Genomic DNA, 21,529 nt, shown 5'->3' on the forward strand with positions numbered 1-21,529 from the left:
CACCCGTGACCAGTACCTGGGTCTGCTGAAACGCTACATAGCCTGGTCAGCCACCCGCTACCTGTCACGCACCTCACATAATGCCGTCACCCACAAAGCGATCAATGTCGCGTTTGTTGATGTCGCTGAGGCCATTGAGCGTCGCTTCGATAGTCACATCGTCCAGGCTCGGCCCCAGCAAGTAAGCTACCGCAGCCTGACAGATGCGCAGTTGGAGATCATCCGTACATTGATCCGGCCCGGCGCCACGGAAAATCCCTTCCCGGAGAGGGTGCAACTGCGCAATTGGTTGATAATCGAATTGTTGCTCGAGACCGGCATGCGCCGCGGGGAACTCCTAAAGCTCTACACGACGGATATCAACCAGGGCTCTCAGCATGCCTATGTAAGTATCAATGATCGTGAGCATGACCCAGGCGACCCGCGTGCCGAAGAGCCAGCGCTGAAAACGCACAGCCGGACCGTGGGTATCTCTGCGCAGCTGTATGAGGTTTATGAGTGCTACATACAGTGCGAGCGTCGCCCAATACGAAATGGCAAGCGAATAAAGTTGCCATTTCACTATCTATTTATATCGGATCGTGGCCGCCCACTGTCGATCCGTGCTTTAGCGAACGTCTTCGATCGACTATTTCTGACCATTGAGCTGGCACACCCGAAATTATTGCCTAGTCTTTCCGCACACGACTTTCGCCATACTTTCGCCGACCGTTTCTTGGCCTATTTGGTTGAGACACGAAATTTTGAATTAGAACGGGCGATGGATGAGCTTCGACGGGTCTGCGGTTGGTCCGATATCTCGACCATGCCACGTCGTTATGCAAGTCGCTATCTCGCGAAGTCGGCTAGCCTTCACAATGCTCAACGGACCTCGGCAGCGTGGAGGCGGCTCGACGATCCTTAGGTAGTAGGAGATCTACCGTGACTGAGTCTGCCGACCAAGATCGCATTCCACCCGCCTCCCCCTCGCCCCCCTATGTGTTTCGAGGGCCAGTCCGGATTACCATTCGCACACGCACTAACGATCAACCCCGATATGTAGATACCCGGACAAGTGTCTGGACTTGGTATGACGGTGGCTCCGCAATGTCAATCAACTGGTCCAAGCTCAAACTGAATTCGGAGTTTTTGGAGATTGCGAAAGCCTTTATGGCTCATGCCTTGGAAAAGTACGCTCCGGTTACAGCATTTAAAATTTCGGGAGTTCTAAGTCGACTAGCAGACAGCTCTATTGCAATGATATTCCCCTGGACGCAGCGGCAAGTAGTGGAAACCGTCAGCGGCTGGAGAGGTTTCAGAGAGAGCCTCATATTCTTTCGGACACTCTATCGCTGGGCGCTAAATAGAGGAATTCAGGGATTTAATAAAGAAACTTATTTGGCCATAAAGACCATAAAGAGCAAGCATATAGACCCATATGCTCGAATATTTCTTTCCCAGTCCGGCCTGGAGCTTGATGAGGAAATTCGCTTACTCAAACGAATCGCAAGAGATTCACTGGAAGACTGGCAGGACTTTCAACTCAACGTAATGCTTCATCTGGGCTTCGAATTGGCACCCCGGTCAATTCAATTTCACTCGCTGGATGTGTCTGACTTTGAAATCGTAGAAACCTCCGCTCACGATAAGTACTACACCCTCTGGCTACCAATGGCCAAGAAAGTCGGCCAGCGTCGGCCGGAGCGCCGGCCTCGCAAGATTACGTCCCGGTTAGGTGAAAAGTTTGAACAGCATGTTTCGGCGCTTGAGCGTCGCTTTGGCAACGCATGCGAGGCCATGTTTGTCCGTCCGTCCGGATCGCGCCTGTCAGCATTGGAGATCGGTAATGGCCTCAAGCATGAGTTGCGCAAAGCCGGTATAGACCGACCAAACCAGGTGTCTATGCTACTGCGCCATCACCTCGGCCAAGGCTTGGCGGATCAAGGCACGCCCGCAGCTATGATCGCCGAGTTGCTTGGCCACAATAGTACAGTCGCGGCGCGCGCCTATGTCACTGCGACGCCGAATATTGCACGCATTAAAGAGAAGGCGCTCGGTAAGAGCCCTGCCTATCAACGCATCATGCGCAGCCTCCTGACCGGAGAAATCCTAGAACGTCACGATATACCGACTGAGCGAGAGGTCCGTGGCGTAGTCGATTTGCAATACATCGGCGACATCGGTGCGTGTGCCCTCCCCACTCACACTCACTGCCCTTATAACCCGGTCTATGCCTGCTACACCTGCAGGAAATTTCACCCCTTCGCAGACGGTCGTCATGAGCAGGTGAAAGAGGCCCTGCAACGGGAAGCGCAACGCTTCATCGATATGGCCGAACGAGCTGGCGATCTCAGCCACAATCGACCTTTGGCACAACACCAGGTCACGATTCTCGCAGTGACTGCCACAATCGAGCGTTGCCGCAAGCATACGGGGGGCACCGAAAATGACCCAGTCTAGAGCTCGGCAGAACCTTGAAACGTTCGTGAATCAAGAGCGCGCTATTTTCCAGACATTGCCCGTTGAGACACCATGGGAATCGGTCCAGTGGGCAGTTGAAAATTGGCTACCTCAGCGGCAGAAAGTACGAGCCATAACCTTCCAAACCCACCGACAGTCGCTCGAGCAAACTGGGTACCCTGCCCCGCCTAAGGCTCCCCTCCCCCCGGTCTTTCAAGATTTTTGCAAGGCCATCATCGTGCACTTGCAACGCACGCGGGGATTGGGCCTGTCGATGGTTGAGGCCTACAACATCGCAGCCAAGAGGTTGTACAACCCGCTCTTCGAACGAAAAGAGACACACCCGTCCCGATTAGCCCGTAGCGACTTTGATCGAGTCGTGGGCTTTCTTCGCGAGAGTGGTTACAAGAACCTCTATGACGCGATCTCGCACCTCAAGGTGATCGCCGACACGATGGATATGCTGCAACTGACCGAGATTGCTATTCATTTTGAACATCAAGTACGACCGGAGAAGCCGCGTCACGATTACATTTCCTTGCATGACCCTGATCGCGCGGTTAAACAACGTAAGTCTGACGATAAGTTACCGTCTCGCGAGGCCATGGAGGCCTATGCACAATGCACTAACCATCCCTTGAGTGCCGGGGAAGAGATTTTGCTGCGGCTGATTGATCTGTTGATCGCGACTGGGCAGCGGGGTAACGAAGTGGCGGTCATTCCCTATGACTGCTGGGTCGAACGACCGATTAAAGGTTCAACGGGTGACATTGTGCTGGACGCCCATGGCAAGCCGCTCGTTGAATGTGGGATTCGCTACTTTGCGGAGAAGCAGTTCCAATCTCGCGTTCACTGGCTCGCCGAGAGCGACATCCCGTTAGCTAGGCGCGCAGTTGAGCGCTTGAAGGTGCTGACGAAGGAGCAACGGGAAGTTGCGAAGTGGCAAGAATGCCATCCAGGCCGCATCTGGGAGCATCCGCCACAGTTCGTCATATCCGAAGACCGAGTACTGGACTGGCTTGGGTTTAGCGATAAGAAGAGCGCGCGCCGACATTTGTACTTGTATCTATCTCGGAATGGTATTCATCCGTACGACGATGAATCTGAGCATCGACAAGGAAAGCCTGTAAGAAGGAGGTATGTGGCGGGTGAAATCGAATGTTTGATTGCGCCCAAGCTGCGGGGCCATGAGGCACTTACAGAGACTGTCCAAGGCAAACTTCGCATTGTCCTCAAGACCAGCGAAACGCTTGCCATTGCTTTCGATGGCCAGTTTCGTTTTGGTGGCCGTGGGGACAATGTGTTTCGCGTGCTTCCACGCCGAGTCTTGCTAGTAGATATTAACCGGGCGCTCGGCGCAGATCCCCGTTACCCGTCGGTTTTTTCGCGTCGTGGGCTGGTCGAGGCCGACGGGAGTCCAATTAAACTGACGAGTCATCAACCCCGCCATTGGCGTAATACCATCTATCACCTGACCGGCATGAGCGATGCTCAGCAAGCCTTGGCTCTCGGGCGCAAGCGCCTTGAACAGAATAAGTTCTATCAGCACACCAGCATCGAAGAATCCACCTCCGCGCACCAAGAATTTCTGGCGTTCGATAGCCATCGCGAACGCATCGATTTTCTGCATGCGGGCATTAGAAAGGCGACGATTCAGGGAGCGTTGACCGACAGTTATCACACTCTCCTGCACAGCAGAGGCACGATGGCCGCAGAGGCATTTCTCACTGTGCATGCGACGGCACTGCACGTCACGCCTTTTGGCGGCTGTGTCCACGACTTTTCCCAGGCACCCTGTCCTAAGCACCTGCAATGTTGGAACGGTTGCTCACATCTGCACCTGGTAGGCACACCGGCTGAACGGAAAAACCTTCAGGAATTAGCAGAGCGATTGTCCAACGCCATTATCATCATGCGAGACGGCGGGACAGGTGAGGCTGGCAGCGATGTATGGCTAATGGACCAGGAGCGCAAGCTCAACAATCTGAGGACCGCTCTCGCGCGCGAATCCGGCGCCGGGGTGCAGCAGGTGTTTCCTGCAGGACTTCCGATGACGATGTCAGATGCAGATAAACGCCACAGCTCAGTTTCGGATGAGTAGAGGCCAAAATGGTGCAACGACAACCTTTAAGAGGCACAGCCCTGGATGACGCTATAGACGCCCTCCTCTCCCAAATGATCAGCCTGGGGATTGAGCATGCGCCCATTTCACGTTCTGAAGTGCAGCGGCGTCTTGGTCTGACGAGTCGCGCCACCTTAGTGGGCGAACGTGGAAGGAGAATCGAGTCCGCCCGCGTCGCGCAGCTACGAGAGAGCGGTAAAGATCCTGACCGCGAGCGCCGCCGCAGAAGCCTCGAAGAGCGAATTGCCCACTTGTTGGCAGAGAATGCTTCACTGATCAAGCAGCGAGACCGGCTTTACGAGGCCCTGTCTGTGATTTCGCAAAATTGTCTGGCGAGGGGGCTCGATCTAGAAGAAGTACTAGCCCCCTTGCGCAAGCTGTAACGAATACTCTCATTGCGTGCCTCCGCTCGGCCTATCATGAAAGTAGCCGTACGAAACAAAGGTAGGCCTGCGTAAAGCTTTACGGTTTGCTGGTGATGAAGAACTCCCATGCCCTGCTCAAGCAAGTGGTCCTGAACCCCAACGACCGAGTCAACGGCATTGCGATGATGGGGCCTTCTCAGCAAAATTGCAGTTCCGACGCGCTCAAGAGGCTTTGATCGATGGCCATGCACAACCCTCCACATCCGGGCGACTTGCTTGCCGAGGACTCTCTGCCCGCTCTTGGTCTTAATTGTTCCGATCTAGCAAAGCACCTTAGCTATCCGGAAATCGCGCTGTTGGCTGTTCTGGAGCGTCGCGCTGCGATAGAGGCAGATCTGGCTGTTCGCCTCGAGCTTGCCGGAATTGGCACCGCCCGCCACTGGATGGCGATGCAAGCGGCTTACGATCTATCGCAGGCTCGACGGCGTGAGCAACCAGCCATTCAACGAATATATTGACTGAGCTCTCGCGCCGCCTCCGTGCACTCAGCGCAGCACCGATCCTGTCGTGTTAGCTTGGGAGTTGTTCATCACGATGATTTGTCTGCCAAGATCGGTACAACATTTGATATCTCACGAGATGCCGCACTCAGTTACGCACCGTACCTAACTGAGTGGGCGGTTTAAGCGCCAAAGCTACGCTTTCAAAAGTGTTTGAACTTTCAGTTGGGCGCTCGCGAGATCCGAACGTAGTAGATACTCGTTGAGTCCGATTATCGTGACAACACCTGCTGTGCTGGTGCTGGGTTGCTGACGCTCAATGCTATCGATCAGGCCCGGATAGCACCCCACCGCCACGGTTTTACCCTGTTGCTCAACTAGCAATGGCGCAGACGGAATCGAGCCGACCCGACAGGTATATCCTGCCAACTCAAGGCTGGATCGAAGCTGAGCGAGTTTCTCCAACTGGCCGGTGGCCAATGAACAGGCCGGAACCTCGCCACGTATCGCATAACGCAAGAGCATTGCCGCTAAATGCCTATCAAGACGGTGTTGAAGGTGTTGGTTATGGAAGTGGTTGAGGCATTCTGTGCAGGAAGTCTCGCATGTACAACTTTCCAACAGCTCAAGCGTCGCGTCCAAAATCTCGGCCATGTGCCGCGCTACGATCTCTGCATATCCTGCGCCCCCAGATAAAGTGTCGTACAAAAAGACATCCAAGATACGGGCCTCATCTTGCAGCGCGGGCTCAATCCTGAAGCCAGAGCCGAATTCGGCAGGATCCAGATCCAGTTGCCGATGTCGACTGGCCGCTAGCCGGAGCGCCTCCGCAAGTGAATGCAAAGCATCTTCGAGAATATGCAACACTACCCCGTTTACCGTATCGGTTACGATCGGTTCTGCGATTTTGATTCGTAACAGCAGAAGATCCGTGTTGAAGTGATGGCCCAGCAATACACGTGCGAACTGGCCAGAGCACTTCGGCGGTGTTCCTTTTGGACCGAGTTGCCTGTAGGGGCGGTCATGGGCTCCCGCCTTCGCTTCTTGATCAAAGACCGAGGCATGGCCGCATTCCATGCAGACTGAAAACCCCCCTTCCCCTGTACCTTCCTTGCCTCGGTTGACGGTGACAAGCGTGCGGTCGACAGCATGGGTGAAGCTTGCATACGGACCGCAGGCCGAAAAGCTGAAAATCTCCGGATCGACGGGTTGCGGCAATTGGGCCATCGTCGCGTAGGTGATTTCCTGCTCGCGGTCATTTTCCGGCAAATCGGCAGCGCCCTCCGGCCCGAACACCTGTGGCACGATCATTTGTTCAGTCACCAACTGTTGGCCGCAGACGGGACAGGTCATCTGATCTTTAGCTGAGCGATTAGGGTCACGTACGAAAGAGCAGGCTTTGCAGTGGGTGTGCGGCTTTTTGTTCTCGAAGAGAGGGCCTGCACGATTTACGACACCCGCTGGTAGATCTGCAAAGACACCGCCTGAGCGATAGGTCTTCTTGTCAATGACGATCAGGCGCCCCGGGGCGTACTCGCTCAGGGCTTTGATGATGGACTGCTGCGGGCGTTGCACCGTACGCACTTCCCATCGATCCCGAGCGTTTTTGCTGAACTTTTCCACGAGAAAGCTGCAAAGACTGGTCGGAAACGCGTAGCTGGGGAGCAAGCCGTGGAAAAACAAGAATTCCAGAAGTTCCGCCTGTTCGATACTTGATGGGGGATTTTCGCCATCCTGAATCTCTTGGTCAGCGGAAACTTCATGCGTCGTAGTCGCTTCGACGGTTGCGCCCAGCTTTTTGAGTTCGACCAGCAAGCCCTTACTGGTGTCAGCCAGCCATTCCATCAATGAAAGCCCGCGAGTATCCAACCCCGGCGGCAGCCAGGCGACAATGGACTCGCGCAGATCTCCGTCACTGGCCAGCACCCGACGAGCTACCCAAGCTTCGAAGCTGTTCAAGGTGGGGCCGGTTTGCTCGGTGCTGCAGAAGAAATCCTCAGTCGGTCCCAGCGCTTTGAGCAGTGACGAGTTTTTCTCAGTCAACGCACCGGTGCATTGCGCCATGATTTCATGGAAAAAAGTCTGGATCAGGTACGCGTGAATATGCCGGCGGGCGATTTTCGCATTATCGATCTTCACCTCCGGTGTACGAGGCGGACCGGCCACGATACGTGCCGGGTTCAAGAAGTAGTGGCTGTCGTGCGGACCATTCTGTGAGTAGGTGACTACAGTTGAAACCGACGAACCGCGCCGCCCTGCCCGACCGGCGCGCTGCTGGTAGTTTTCCCGCTGCGGAGGGACGTTCCGCAGCGCTACGGCGACCAGCGAACCGATGTCGACGCCTACCTCCATGGTCGTTGTGCAACTGAGGACATCGATCGGGCGATCTCGATCCTCAATCAGCACGTCTTGGAACCGCATCTCATAGAGTTCTGTGGTCGCGTGCACCCGGCTACGGTCACGGTTCGACAATTGTGCGGTATGTTCTTCGACGCTCATGTTGGACAGCTCGGCGCCTGGCGTTAGGGCCCTAGCCACTGGAAGCCGCCAGAAGTTTTTACGCGCTGTGACATAGTCGCTGTTCTTCGGATCAAGGGGCGACGCTGCGTCGCTGCCGCACGCCATACATACCTTGCCGGCCAAGGCGAAGGGCGTCAGTGCAGTACAGTCAGCGCATTGCGCCCAGCAGTGGGCCAAGTCGACGACCACCGCTAAGGAGTCAGGCACCAGGAACCAGAAACCTTCGAACTCTTCCGCCAATTGATCTCGGAAGATCGATTCAACACGCTGTAAAGCCTCAATTGGCCAACTGAAATGGTTTGACAGACTCTCCTTTAAAGCTTTTCCAAACTGACCGGTGCTCCCCCACGCCGAGTTGGCATAACCGGCTGCCTTCCAGCGATAGACCGGCTCAATGGATTTGTCGAAGGCATACTCCTGTAACATCGAGTCAATCCACCCTACCGCCAATTCACGGAGGTTTGCATCGCTGATCGCTAGCCCGGCCGCCGACAAGTGCTGGCTGAGTTTTCGCAATTTTTGGGGGGTTGGCTCAACGAAGCCGACCATTGTCCCCGTCAGTGAGTAATAGTTGCCACAAAGAAGTTTGAGGAGGGCAATCTGGTAGCGCGCCGGGATTTCCTGTGGCGTAAAACTTGCCTCAATGGCTTCGACCAGATCGGAATCATAATTGTCATCAAGTAATTTGCGTGCATTCTCGACTCGTCTCGAATCACCGCCGTCGAACATTGGTAGGTCGTGGTCGTTCAAGACGCAAAGAAAAGCTAGATAGAGTAAGGCCGTGGGCTTGGCGGGTTTTTGTAACCCCCTGAGCTTGTGACAAGCCAATGCGACAGCTTGTCGAAACACGTCGAGCTCAATATCACGTGGAATATCACGTGCTAGCCGAGCGGCCTTTTGCCGACCGTCTGAGAAAATCAGCACCTTGCGACCGGCGTTCGGGTGCCGTTTATCTTTGGCTCGACTGGCGGGTTGTTTCGCCATTTGCGTCCGAACGAGCGCAGTGAACGGCGCCTCACCCTTGGTAAGGTGATCCATGATTTTTGATGGAGCGTCTTTGGCGTTTTTTATCTTACGGGTACAAACCGGGCAGTGGTCAAAAGTCAGATTGCCGGCGTCCGCCGCCTTGTCCGGTACACGGACCCTGCGGAACCCAGTTTCGTCGCTCGGCTGTTCATCCGAGAGCTTGCCACTGGCCATATGTAGCCATTTCTCGATATGTCGACTGCGAGGATGGATGGCGTCTTCCACGCACAACTCGATCGGCATCAACGTAGAAACCGCACCGTCGGATAACGGGCCACTGGGCTGGTGCCAAACGAAGTCTTGGTCCTCGTTTACAAAGCCACGTAAAAAAGCAGCTCCGCAGTCACGATGTGTGAGCAGTTCATACACGCGGCCATTGGCCTCGCAGCCGCACTGGGTTGATGGTTTCGTGTGCAAACGGCCTAGGATGGTGGGCCCGTCATGAAGAGCTAGGCGCTTGGAGCAAGCAGGGTTCACGCAAGCGAACAGGCCTGGCAATCCGCGGTGAAAGAGGTGCAGGCGCGTGGGCAGCAGTACCCGGCCATCCGTGCTCCGTTGTGCGTAGCTACCCAGTGCCAAAAGCGCGTCGGTGGCTTTTTCCGCATCGACCGAGGGGTGATCGCCAAACAGCCGACCACGCAGTTCGTCCAGTCGAACCGCACGGCCCGATACCGCGGTAATCAAGTTCTCCAGCGGTTCAAATCCCGTGAGATGCTCGAACAACCAGTTGCGAAACGCGGCTTTATCTCCGCGCGGTGGTTGGCTCCAGCCGAGCCGATGGGCGAGGTGCGCCGCCGCTTCAGTAGCCGCGTCGAGGTCCTCGGCCGAGCGTTGAAAATCGGCCAGATTGAAATCTGCCAGCGCCTCAAGCTGTGCTACTGGCGCTGGCTGTGCTACGCAACGTTTCTCCGGTGTCCCCTGAATCACCCTGACGCGTCGTGGCGATGTATCGGCCAAGCCCGTCAGATCCCGCGCAAAACGCTCTCCATCCACCGCGGCGGTGTCTGCGGGCCCCAGGCTCGCACTGGTCATGATGCATCGCATGCGCTCTCGTGGAATGTCGAGTCGCGCGCAGAGGCGCCGGATCAGCAAAGCCACCTCTGCTCCACCGGCCCCCCTGTACATATGTGCCTCGTCCAGAACGAGGATGAACTCGTTGCGCGGATCCGCTTTGAGCCAAGTCTTCGTCTGATCGAATACATCGCGCTCGATAGGTCGCATGAGCATGTATTCGAGCATGGAGTAGTTGGTGATCAGTAGCTCTGGACAGCGCGCCTGCATTTCATGGCGCGTCATCATCTCGCGATCAGTGGGCTGGGTCTGAAGTCTGCCAGCCCAATGCTTTTTGGTGAAGTTGTCGCCCTTCTTCTTCCCTGATGAATAGGTCTTGGTCTCAATGGCCGAGGCGCCATAAAAACCCTCCAGATCCTTGCTCGGCCAGCGTCCGATCCTGACTAACTCATCTTTCACAGCAGGCTTCACGGCCACTTTGTTATAGAACTCTTCAAACAGCGGCTCTATAAAACGCTCGTCGCGTTCTTTGGAACGTTCTCCCGGATACGGGGTGCGTCCGGTATAGCTACCGAAACGGATCGGCTGGGAGCGGCTTTGCGTCAAGATCGACGACGCCTCAGTATTTCCTATGAGGCGTCGGATCCGCGCCAATTGATCATTGACCAAGGCGTTCATGGGGTAGAGCAATAGGGCCCGACAACCCGGCAACTGCGCTGACTTGGGCCGCTCCTGCCCCTCGATTGCCAATTGGCCAATAATTGGCATAAGGAAACTTTCGGTTTTGCCCGAACCGGTACCCGTTGCAACGACAAGATCCGCTGCCTCGGCACCTAAAAATGCGGTGAGCGCCTGCGATTGGTGCTCGTAGGGACGGGGGTAAAGGCCGAGTCCCATGAGCGACAACTGAGTGAGCGTATCGGAGGCAATCTTCGGAATGGCGAGATGCTCGAACAGATCGCCTACTTTGTAGACCGCCGTCGCTTCTACATAAGGCGTCTGAACAATAGTTTCAGGGCGCAATAGCAGAGCATGACGCTCTCTGACAAGCCCTTCATCACGAATATGGTATTGCGCTTCGATGTATTGCCGAAGGCTTTCGGCCAAACTTTTCGCTGTCTCGTGAACACCCGACGCTTCATTCATCGAAATCCCTCCCATTATTGTCTTCCCTCTGCAAACTCACGTTCAGTCAGGTCCACGCATAGCCCTGTCAGCGCTTGGCGCACGAGCGGAAACACCTCACGCGGTATTACATAGTTGGTCGCGGTTGCCCCGCCACCGCTAGGCGGCGGTAATTGCCAGCCCAGCAGCAGCGCTCGTGCCTCTTCCCGCGGCAAATGACGACTCAGGCGCAGTCGAACGTGTGATTGCCACACATGCGCTTGAACTTTCATGGGATAACCGGCTTGTGCGTCGAGGTAAAACTGCAAGCGACTCGCCTCATCCCGTCGCAGTCCGGTCATCTGCCGCAGATGGCCTCGTGACACCTGGGCCACAAAGTATTCAAACCGTGGACCTGTCCGACATTTGGCAAGAAAGAGACCTTCGGCGGTCGCGCAGGCAGACAGTGCCGACCAATTTCCACTGGTGCGGATTGAAACGTCCGCAAGCTCATTCAGCGCAGGTTTCAACTGCGCCTTGGCCTTCGTCAATAATTGGATCGACCACTCCTGCAATCCTTCGAGCGGTGCGCCAATCCATTCCTGTGGCTCCCAGAGGTCGATGCGTCCTGCGCAAGCATCGACGTCGATCATCCTGAGCCTGCCTGCCCCACGCATCGTGATTGAGAAAGGAAAGGTTTGGGCAGGCCCTCCGCCGGTGATCACCGCTAGCGGGCCCCCGGTTCTGATCGCCTGTGGTGGAGGGGTTAGCCAACGTCCGCCGTCGAGCCGCACCAGATCCCCTAGCTTACCCAGGCTCTCCAAAATCGCTTTGACACCCGGCTCAGCGGCCTGCTCGTCGTCGAGCGTCGGCCACAGGGGGAGCAAACGCCGGCGAACGAGGCTCGTCAAGCTGAGCGTGGTCGCAGGCACCCAAGTTTCCCGATCCGTGTTGGGCGCAGAACACAGATAGGATGCGACCCGAAGGCACTCAGCTACCGCCGCGATCCTCAATCCTTCACCGTCACCTCTACAGCCCAAACCGGCTGCCAGGGTTTTCCGAGCGGCATCGCGATCGCTCCCTAGCCACTTCACTCAACACGCTCCGCATGGACCGCCTGCGCGTTAATTTCATTCAGAAGCTCGGTGGCGCTACGCGCAATTGCGTCGACCGGCCCCCCGAGGGATTGCGCCCACGGCAGTGCCCATTGCTTCAGTACCACATGAAGCGTTCGCTCCGAAGGGCCTGGTGATAGCAGTCGCAGTTGGGCGTATGCCCGGTCAGCGACTCGTAGCCACAGATTCCCAGGAATAAATTCTACCTGTGCAAGGCGCTCCCTCAGCGTGCTCGGTAGAGCCAACAGCGTGCTCTCGGCAGGGCCGTGCAGGACCTTCCAATCTTCCACAGCCAGATGGCCAAACTGCATCAGCGGCACCTGGGCGGATACCCCCCGCATAGCAAATTCATCCGTATCAAACACGGGGCCGAGTTCAGACAACGTACCGCCATCTGGAAATGCCGCAGGGCCGTGAGTCCAAGACGCAATCAGAACCAGACGCGTATCGACCGTCAGGGTGAACTGACGACGCGCCACAAGATCGCGGATGGCACTGCCATACACCTCAAACGCAGACCGGTTGGCCCCCTTGAGCAGCAGGCATCCAGACGAGTCGCTCACTACTTCGAGGCAGTCGGTCGCGGCATCCTCCGACAGAAGACCGACGGGAACCCGCCACTCATGAAAAATCGCCCCTCCTACAGCTGCTGCCACGGCATCTGCAATTAAGTCAGCCGTTGACCCTCTGAACTGAATCAACTGGCCGGAAATGACTGCTGCCAGGATGTGCCATGCGCAACGATTGGCATCGTTCTTCACTACACCGCATGCCTGCAGGTTGTTGGCTATGACCTTCCAGGCGGCGTCAACAGAGCTGACTTCAACGAACGGGCCGGTCGCTTCGTTCTCGATCAAGCGTACGCGTGTCTGGCCACCCGTCTCGTCACGCGGTTTGGCAAACCGAAAGTCATGCTCGTCGAGCCGTTCGCGCAACGCCGCAATGGTGGCCGCCGTGACCTCCCAGTCGGGAATGCGTGCACCAAGGGTGGTCAGTGCTTCCTCGAAAGCTAGGACCTGTGCGCGCTCAGCCACCAGGTCTGCGACCTGAACCGAGAGGGAGTCCAGCGCAGTCGACATGTGCTCGCCGCGGAGGTCTGCGCGCGCCACCGCATGCGTTAGCTCTTGCTGCGCCCCGGCAGTTGACTGGGCCAGTTCGCTCAGTTGTTGCAAGCGGTCAGTGACACTGTGCAGCGCAGTACGCAATGCTTCGACATCATGGTCAACACAAGCGAAACTGCCCGTCAGTTGCTTAACCGTTTCAGTCGTTGCAGTGACATTCACTTCCAGTTGTTCGACGCGCTCAGCGGTCTCCTCCGCCGCCGTTTCGGCCAGTTCAAAATAACCCTCAATTTTATCCAAACGCCCCGGCAAGCCATCGATCATGCGATCCCTGGCCAGGGCGGACGCTGGATGAAAGCTGTTCAGGGCTGCCTGCATCGCCGGGTCTTCGGCGAAACTGCTGTACGCGGCCAGTCGCTCGACCGTTTCCCGAGGAGCGTCCGGGTACAACTCGGCTAATCGTTTGAAGAACTCAGCGCCTGTGTCTGCCGATCGGGGTGACTTGTCTGCAGCAGGAAACGCGCTGTCCAAGCGGCTCTTTGCCCACGCCACCCACAGGCTAGCGAAAGCTTGCCAGTCTGCCTCCCCTTTCTGACCCGGCTGAGGATGCACCAGGTGCCCGATCAACCGCCGTTGTTTCTCCTTGACTTCTAGCGGGGACCCGCGCCTAAACCCGGGGATCGAGGCTTGACGGTCGAAGAACGACTTGCGAAAGGCATGGGGTACCTCTTCGATGAACTCGGTAATCATCGTGACTCCGAGCGCCGAGATCCGCTCTCGTGCCTCTTGGCTGTACAGGTAGCTCATCGCAAGACTCCATCTCCTGAAAAACGAACTTCAAATCCACAGGCGCGCACAGCAGTCACCAGTTGACGGTAGTGAGGGAGCAACTCCGGCCTAGGCACTGATGCACCAAGCGCGCTGACCAATGCCTGATCACTGCCAGAGATTGCGGTTACCCCACCGACGTGTAGCTGGGATAGAAAGCTCTGCAGACGCAAGCGTAAGGATCGCCCAAGCGACAGCAAAGCGGGTGTGGGAGTGGCCGGCAGTTGTATAGCCCCGATGGCCAACCGGCCCAACCCGCCAAAATCCAAATAGAGCTGGTAATGCGGGTCAGTGAGATATTGTTTGAGCAGGCTATTCATTGCCGGTGGCAACTGGCATGCCTGTGGTGCGTGGTCAGCCGACACTTCGCTAGACGCCAGTCGGCGGTACTCCTTATGCCCACTGGGTGAGACAACCTCCAGCCTACCTTTGGCCCCTCTCGGCATTATGAGGGAGTCAAAATGCAGCTCCCCCGCTCTCGTGGCCATCACATACGATTGGCTTTGCCTATGGTGCAATGAGGCAACAAGACGTTCGCCACACTCGTCAATGAAGACCAGATCCACCGTAGGGTATTTAAAGCTTCGTTCCAGCGATGTGCTCTTGAAAAAAAACTTGTTGACATCTGGGTGACCGCTCTTGCCGACCCTGAATTCATCGCTTCCAGCGCGTATCACTGTGAATAGCGCGGGTGATCGATCGGGGGCTGTTGCGGAAATGCGATCATGCTGATTGAAGGCCTGTAAGGTTGGTCCGCCGTCGTGGGGGCTACCCGGCATCCTATGGGCGGCCAGGATGACCGCGTCGGACTCGACATATTCAACCGTATTGATGCTCGCGTTGCGGCTCAGGAACGGCCAAATGGTCGTGATCGCAGGCGCGGCAGGCATCACGCTCAGGTGAGTAAAGGCTTCCAGCCAACTGATACAGGCGTCTGAGGGGGCTTCCGGTACTGTGACCAGGGCCAAATTCCAGCCTTGCCGCGACTTGAGTCTGTCCACCAGCAGTTCTCCAGGGAACTCCGGGGTCACCGGTGCCGACCATAGCAGGGCGTAGGTTTCGCAGCGATTTAGCCCTTGAGCGCGGGGAAACCCCCTTTCGGCGCCTCGGCCAATAGCGGTGAATGCGGCCGCACCCAATGCAGGTAGACCTGGGCACGTCCGCGCAACTTCCATTACGAACGAAGGGTCCGGCTTGCCTTCGAAGGACATGATCCTGTAGTCGTTCGCCGTGGGCTCGGCCATGACCCTGAAGCCTGAGCCCATCCCCCGCATATCGAGCTTTTGTACCCTGCCGCCGACATCGAGTTTGACGAAGGCATGACATGCTCGACAGGGGGGCAGGATTAATTCAATCCACCACGCCCCGGCGTTCTCCCCTTTTTTTATCAGCAGGCGCAGGTCCATCTGCCGCGTTGGCAGTGGTTGAACCTTGTCATGACTGACGTGGTTCAGTGAGCCCGACATGAAATAGGGGCAGGAACTAGAGGACACGCCACGCCAATGAGCGAAGTAGTTTTTTCGCGTTGGCCCCGAACGAAGTCCGACCCGCTTGCGGCAGTAGGAACAAATATAATAGCCGGTGCGTGACGCTATATCGGCGGTAACCGATTTATTCTTGACCGGGTCTATGGCGCAATCCATCGCTCATATCCTTCGCATTTAACTGCGTAAACCTACAACGCAACGCGACTCGGTGGCTAAGTGGCTGGGTGCTGAAAAATGGCACGCTTGGCTGCCGTACAGGTGAATGAGATCCGTCGGCTTCCAATCGCGAAACTCGGGCCTGTTCCTTGAGCGTGGAATCATCCATCGATTCAGCGCTAATTCACCGATTTCACCTACCGACAACAGCGATTGGGTGTCTGGTTTTCCGCTGCCGCATTGCAGGAGCTTCGCGGCGTTGCCGGCCAATTGACAGATGAAGACTTCACGCTGGATGCCGTGGCGCATCAGATCGTCCTTGAAGCCCAGTGCCTTCAGTGCCGCGCGCGTGGTGCGTAACCGCCAATTAGGGCCCTGGCCGAAGGCGTGTTGGTCGGCATAATGATGGTCGAGTTCACGAAGATAGTCTCGAAGCTCAATAAACAACCAGTCGGGTATATGAAAATGTCCCCAGCCACCGGTAAAGCCGATGGACTTTAGGTACTCCGTGCCATCCAGTTTCAATCGGTTATAGACCGCGGAACGCCCCATCGACGAGGTTGTCACGACCGCCAGCAGACGCGCATTTTTTTCGGCCTGCGAGATGATGCCCGTAGAACCTCCGTAGACACTGGCAAAATCATCATAAATATCCCGACTGCGAAGCAGGCAAGCGACTAGCTTACCGCCCAATAAGGCGTTGTAAGGTGGGATCGCTCCAAGGACATAGGCATCCATCAAGTTGACCAGCCGGGCAGCCCTGTCCACCGTATCCCAGCCGATGAATTTGTCTCTGACGCCAAGGTTGAAAACCGGATCACCTATGGCAATCAACCCCATCAGTTTGCCATTTGTCTGATCCCAGACAAGGTAACGCAGGCGTCTGCCAAAACCGTTGGACACAGGGACAGACCACGACAGTGACGCTAACCGGAACAGGTCGCTTTGCCACGTGCCGGAAGACACGCGCTCAAGAACTGGGGAAATTTTTTCCGGCATAACCTCGCGGCCAGCTGCAAAGTATTGCATTAGTTTGCCACCGCTGCGCTCGATGAAGCGCTTGCTCGCGCTGAGCCTTTCTTCACGTTGGCCGCTGTGTAAAGTACGGATCGCTTCCTTACCGTTTCCAGGCGGGCATAGCGCGCCCTCCTGGGTCCTCGTAAAACCTAATTGATGCAAATGCTCTCGCACTTTTCGTTTGAGGTTTGCTTCTCTCGGATTGACTCCAATAATAATCGCCCCGCCGATTGGCATGTTGCTGCATCCTTGCTTGGAGTTGATCTCAACTAGGAAGACGAATAAAGGTCGTGCTGTTTCGCTTCAGGCACCCAGAAGCAAATACGTGCTGGTGTCACCAGCACTCCACGTCGAGGGGGAACGCAGGTGGCTGCCACATCGCTCCTGATCCTACACCGCCCCCAGCGTTTTATGAAGAGATGAACCATCAAAATGACATCGCCGCAATCATGCATACCTGACTGAGCCCCCTTGCCTGGTATGACCACTGCCGCAACGTATCGCCAGACACCAAACCTGCCCTGATCGTTTCCGTCCAAAGATTATGGCCTTACCACAGGAGTCGGCTATTAATGCGCCATAATTCACTCGCTGTCTTTCAGCCACTGCTGTCGATATATGCGCCAGAAGAAAAACTCATTACTCCGCAACATATCTCCTGAAGTACTCTTGCGCCCGTGCAAACCATACCCCATACCAGGCCTCATATTTTTCAGAAATAGGGTATTTATGCCGTATATCCAGCAGATCATCAAACCAATTTGAACCGAAAGAATTGGTTTTCTTCAAGAACCCTGCCGGATGCGTCGAGCCTGACATAATGCTCGCCATTAAGTTCTCATCAATAATCCTTCCTGAAATTCTACTCTTATAGTCATGAGCCAGCTCGCTAAACATGCTATAAATCTCTGGAATGTAGTGCTCATCCCCCCACCAATTCCAGAAGTCTATCGAAAATCCTAATGCATAAATTTTCCAGTGCATTGAGCGAAGATGAGCAAGCAAAACCAAAGATTGCGTCTTGCTGCTTATCAGCAAATACAATGAGCTCGGATTGGAGCTTCTAAGCCACGCTATAGTTTGCCAATGATATGTTGATAATGTCTCAATTTCATACATGCACCCTTCGCCATGCTTCAACCATCTCTCCGAAACACCTGTAGCGGCATGAATGCGCTCAATTTCTGAAGACTTAGCCTCTACCGTCTCGTCCTCTAGATACTTAAGCCGCTGTTCGCTATCATACTCAATCAAATCAATGAATCTACTGGGCGACATATCCAGCCCCTTCCTTATCGACGCCACTCTTGACCCGCAATTGTAAAATCGACTCGCCTTGATATTCATTTCCTTATAGACCTCTCTCTCCTTTCGATCACTTGCCTCCAGCATTTTGACAACGCCGGCTATCTCCGCGGCACATATGTCTCCTGCGATATCCTGATTCTCAAGCGCCAAGTGAGCCAAAGAGCAAAGAGGATAAATGGTAGCTTTCCAACCATTGTCAGAGCATGCCTTTCTATATGTTTCTTCCTCTGTCTTGATTGGCGCGGAAATGCAGATTACCACCTCGTCTATCTTGTCTCTAATCTTGCATTTCTCAGAGTTTAGCTTTGAAATATCTGAGATTATCTTGCTTTCTACCCCGCTCATCTGACCGCTGCAAATAATGGCCGAATAGCTGTCGGTTTCTATTTTATACGCGAACAAATCCACAGGGCCTAAGGTTTCGCGCCCCATGAAATTATATGTTGCCCTTATCTCCTTATAGTCCTTCGATGCCCTTGGCAGTAATCTTCTAACTAGTTGCTCAAGAACTCCGCCATGCATGCTTCCAATCTTCATGGTTAGAATCTGTATCACTATTTTCTCCGAACAAATGCTGGGGGTTTCGCAATTTTTCCGCCTTACCCAGGGGCGGACTTAGCCCTGCACCGATATAAGTTAGCTCTACTGCTCAAGCAGGTCGAGGAGTTCCGCTCCGTGCCTAACCCACGTGACGTAGACTCCGGATGCATTTCCCTCCTTTCAAAATATTCGCAGTTTTGCTGGATGGCTGGAGTTCAGCGTGGGTCAAGTGGAATGTTTCAAAGGCCTTGCTGATCTCTTGATCAACCAGGGCCAATCCCTCCCCGCTCCCCACCGTATCGAGCACGGATAGGTCAATGCCATGTATCTCTGAGAAGGCCTGCAGCAGCCGCCAGAACGGAACTTTGTGGTCTATATGCAGATTACTACGATGCACAATTTCTTCGCCGCTGATCGCACATATAGCGGGTAGCGTCAGCGTTTCTCTATACGCTATTAGCTGTGAGCGAACCGAAAACCTAAGCGCCTCGCAGACCTTCCCGTAGGATGATTGGCGTACACCGGTGATACAGCGCTTGTAGGAGAACGACTCTTCTGTGCCGTCGCTGCGAACGAGCCAAAGTCCCTGGCCTGCGCCTAGCACATTCCGCTGGACTTTGAAGTGGTCAATGCCTGACCCAATCTTCCGCTCTGCGTCTGGGTGTAGCGCAATGAGCAGATGAAGCTTCTGGATGGCAATTTTGTGCGAAACCATGCCAACCGGTGCGGTGGCCACGAAGACCTTGAGCCCATCAAGCAGCTCTTGTTTGGATGAGTACTGAAATGGCCCTAACCAGTACAAACTTGCATCTCCTCACCCGTCGCGTCCTTTCAGCTCTGCCAACAGAATCGTGGCGTGCAAAGGCCTGCTCCTGTGCATGAGTTTCTCATGAACGTGGAGCTATGAACATTGGGAGCTATCGTGGAGCCGAATGGCTTGCGGCGCCTATGGGTTAGATGTTCATGAACGGAATACATCGCCCATAAGTTAAATTACATATACGGATACGCCAGAACCTCTGCTTGGATATCTGTATGAATCACCCCTGCCGGTTTCTTAGGAATGGATGATGGAAAGCAGCCAGCTGCTCCAGCGAGATTATGGGAAACAACAATTCACATGCTCTCGCCATGGAACGCTCACGTTGGCTTCTGCAGTTTGTCGTTGAACTGTTCTTGTCGTGTTCAAGCCTGATCGTCCCGATCGTGCGTCGGTTCTGCTTTCGTCAGGTCGGGATACTGAGCGCCATGTCTGTGCATGTGCATGTGCATGTGCCTGGTGCGAGTCGCTGCTTTCTTGCCGGCTCGTGACTGCCCGTGGCCAACCTTGCCGGATGACTCAGCCGTGATGAAGACTGCCTTCGACCACTCGTACCTGGGTGTTGGAATCCAGGATGCCCATTCGCTGGAGCACGTCGCGAAACGGATTTCCCTGGCGCTGGGCGTCAGGCTGGAACGCGCCGGGAAGTTCGATGAGTTTCCAGCTTTCAGCGTGGCGCAGAAGGATATCGAGTACGTGCTCTGGGGAAGGCCCGAGGACGAGTCGTCAGAGGAGGCCGCCGATGATCCTTGCGACTACGCGCTGACCATCTACATCAACCCTCCCGAAGCGATCCAGTCCTCCCCTCCTCTGCTTAGCCGCCTGCGCACGCCTGGCCGGAATGCTGGCGATAACGAGTTGTCCCTGGCGCTTGCCAGCGAGCTGCAGAAGCTCGGCTTCAATGCGGAAAGTCTGTTCGCCGCGCACCGGCAGCCCCGCCAGGGCGCCAGACTCTAGATAGAAAACCTGAATAGATAGAAGGCCCGGTTGCCACCCAGCGACTCGCGCCAGGCGGCAGCGAGAGATGCTCAGTTGCTCGCCACATCCGGCTGCCAGACCGGCACCGCGCGGGCATCCACCGGTTTCGGCAACAGGCCCTGGGCAAAGAACGCATCAGCGATGCGTTGCTGCTCGTCCAGCCCGTCAGCGTGCACCGGCTGCACGTCGTAACTGCGGCGGGCATTGGCCTGCTCGACGGTGGCGACGTCCAGGTTGCCCCATAGCGGGCCGAGCACCTTGGCGGCGTCGGTGGGATGTTCCTTTACCCAGCGACCGGTTTTCTGCAGCTCGGCGAAGACCTGTTTGAGCACTTGCGGATGCGCCTTGGCGTAGGCGGTCGACGCCAGGTAGTAGCGCTGGTAGCTGGCCAGGCCCTGGCCATCGGCGAGCACACGGGCGTTCTGTTGGCGCTGGGCACTGGCCACGTAAGGGTCCCAGGTGACCCAGGCATCGATCTTGTGGTTCTCGAAAGCGGCGCGGCCATCGGCTGGCGTCAGGTACGCCGGCTGGATGTCGGAAAACTTCAGCCCAGCCTTCTGCAGCGCGGCAATCAGCAGGTAATGGCTGCCGGCTGCCTTGGTCACGGCCACGCGCTTGCCCTTGAGATCGGCCAGCGTTTTCAGCGGCGAATCCTGCGGCACCAGGATCGACTGCGCAGTGGGCGACGGAGTCTCCCGGGCGAAGTAGGTCAGCTGCGCGCCGGCGGCCTGGGCAAACACCGGAACGGTGTCGGCGACATCCGCCGAGAGGTCGACGTTACCGACGTTGAGCGACTCCAGCAGCGGCAACCCGCTGGGGAATTCATGCCAGGTGACCTTGATACCCTGCTTGCCCAGCTCGCGCTCCAGGCTGCCCTGGGCTTTGACGATGGTCAGCAGCGTCGATGACTTCTGGAAGCCGATGCGCAACGTCTCTTCGGCCTGCGCATTCAGTGCGCCGAACAAGGCGAAAGTGGCGCTCAGGCCAATGGTGAAACGACGCAGGAAAAAGCTGCGGGACATGGATGAAGCTCCTCGAATACGGATTTGGCCACCCGCATGACGAGGGATGGACCACGGACAGGTCTGGTGGAGAAATTGGCGTCCGGTGGTCCGGTAAAACCAAGATTACC

The 21,529-nt window shown here is 55.9% G+C and carries 14 protein-coding genes; 6 read left to right on the top strand and 8 right to left on the bottom strand.

What is annotated here, in order from left to right; translation table 11 throughout:
- From QO207_RS29670 to QO207_RS29690, 5 genes are all read left to right on the top strand, one after another.
- Window positions 1-904 (top strand): site-specific integrase (locus QO207_RS29670; RefSeq protein WP_301535824.1); only part of this gene is annotated, 904 nt, incomplete at its 5' end.
- A 182-nt stretch (window positions 905-1,086) separates the two neighbouring features.
- The gene (locus QO207_RS29675; protein ID WP_301535825.1) at window positions 1,087-2,439 is read left to right on the top strand and encodes a tyrosine-type recombinase/integrase; all 1,353 of its coding nucleotides are present in this window, start codon (window positions 1,087-1,089) and stop codon (window positions 2,437-2,439) included.
- Between the two features lie 238 nt (window positions 2,440-2,677).
- Window positions 2,678-4,540: a hypothetical protein gene (locus tag QO207_RS29680; RefSeq protein WP_301535826.1), complete on the top strand. Its 1,863-nt coding sequence runs from the start codon at window positions 2,678-2,680 to the stop codon at window positions 4,538-4,540.
- Between the two features lie 8 nt (window positions 4,541-4,548).
- The gene (locus tag QO207_RS29685) at window positions 4,549-4,944 is read left to right on the top strand and encodes a hypothetical protein (protein WP_301535827.1); all 396 of its coding nucleotides are present in this window, start codon (window positions 4,549-4,551) and stop codon (window positions 4,942-4,944) included.
- Between the two features lie 221 nt (window positions 4,945-5,165).
- Window positions 5,166-5,444: a HigA family addiction module antitoxin gene (locus QO207_RS29690; RefSeq protein WP_301535828.1), complete on the top strand. Its 279-nt coding sequence runs from the start codon at window positions 5,166-5,168 to the stop codon at window positions 5,442-5,444.
- A gap of 177 nt (window positions 5,445-5,621) precedes the next feature.
- On the opposite strand, the gene QO207_RS29695 is transcribed toward QO207_RS29690, so the two are convergent.
- The 7 genes from QO207_RS29695 to QO207_RS31575 all read right to left on the bottom strand — a co-directional run bounded on the left by QO207_RS29695 (window position 5,622) and on the right by QO207_RS31575 (window position 19,314).
- On the bottom strand, window positions 5,622-11,129 hold the full coding sequence (locus QO207_RS29695; RefSeq protein WP_301535829.1) for a DEAD/DEAH box helicase: 5,508 nt from the start codon (window positions 11,127-11,129) through the stop codon (window positions 5,622-5,624).
- 14 nt (window positions 11,130-11,143) lie between these two features.
- Entirely contained in the window at window positions 11,144-11,740 is a 597-nt protein-coding gene (locus QO207_RS29700; RefSeq protein ID WP_301535830.1) for a hypothetical protein, read from the bottom strand.
- A gap of 437 nt (window positions 11,741-12,177) precedes the next feature.
- Window positions 12,178-14,070, bottom strand: a complete 1,893-nt coding sequence (locus tag QO207_RS29705; RefSeq protein ID WP_301535831.1) for a hypothetical protein — start codon at window positions 14,068-14,070, stop codon at window positions 12,178-12,180.
- Window positions 14,067-15,734 carry a hypothetical protein gene (locus tag QO207_RS29710; RefSeq protein WP_301535832.1) on the bottom strand — a complete coding sequence of 556 codons (1,668 nt, stop codon included), beginning with the start codon at window positions 15,732-15,734 and terminating at the stop codon, window positions 14,067-14,069. The genes QO207_RS29705 and QO207_RS29710 overlap by 4 nt, the downstream gene beginning before the upstream one ends.
- Before the next feature lie 18 nt (window positions 15,735-15,752).
- Window positions 15,753-16,988: a Druantia anti-phage system protein DruA gene (locus tag QO207_RS29715; RefSeq protein ID WP_301535833.1), complete on the bottom strand. Its 1,236-nt coding sequence runs from the start codon at window positions 16,986-16,988 to the stop codon at window positions 15,753-15,755.
- 402 nt (window positions 16,989-17,390) lie between these two features.
- Window positions 17,391-18,596, bottom strand: a complete 1,206-nt coding sequence (locus tag QO207_RS29720) for a hypothetical protein (protein WP_301535834.1) — start codon at window positions 18,594-18,596, stop codon at window positions 17,391-17,393.
- A gap of 142 nt (window positions 18,597-18,738) precedes the next feature.
- Window positions 18,739-19,314 (bottom strand): DCL family protein, encoded by a 576-nt coding sequence (locus tag QO207_RS31575; protein WP_367620493.1) that lies wholly within the window; start codon window positions 19,312-19,314, stop codon window positions 18,739-18,741.
- Window positions 19,315-19,947: 633 nt separating this feature from the next.
- Between QO207_RS31575 and QO207_RS29725 the strand changes: the two genes are divergently transcribed.
- Entirely contained in the window at window positions 19,948-20,376 is a 429-nt protein-coding gene (locus QO207_RS29725; protein WP_301535835.1) for a hypothetical protein, read from the top strand.
- Window positions 20,377-20,447: 71 nt separating this feature from the next.
- Here the strand turns inward: QO207_RS29725 and QO207_RS29730 are convergent, their stop codons facing one another.
- Window positions 20,448-21,419, bottom strand: a complete 972-nt coding sequence (locus QO207_RS29730) for an aliphatic sulfonate ABC transporter substrate-binding protein (RefSeq protein WP_301535836.1) — start codon at window positions 21,417-21,419, stop codon at window positions 20,448-20,450.
- Between the last annotated feature and the right edge of the window lie 110 nt (window positions 21,420-21,529).

Source organism: Pseudomonas sp. CAN1, from assembly GCF_030462585.1.
GTDB lineage: Bacteria > Pseudomonadota > Gammaproteobacteria > Pseudomonadales > Pseudomonadaceae > Pseudomonas.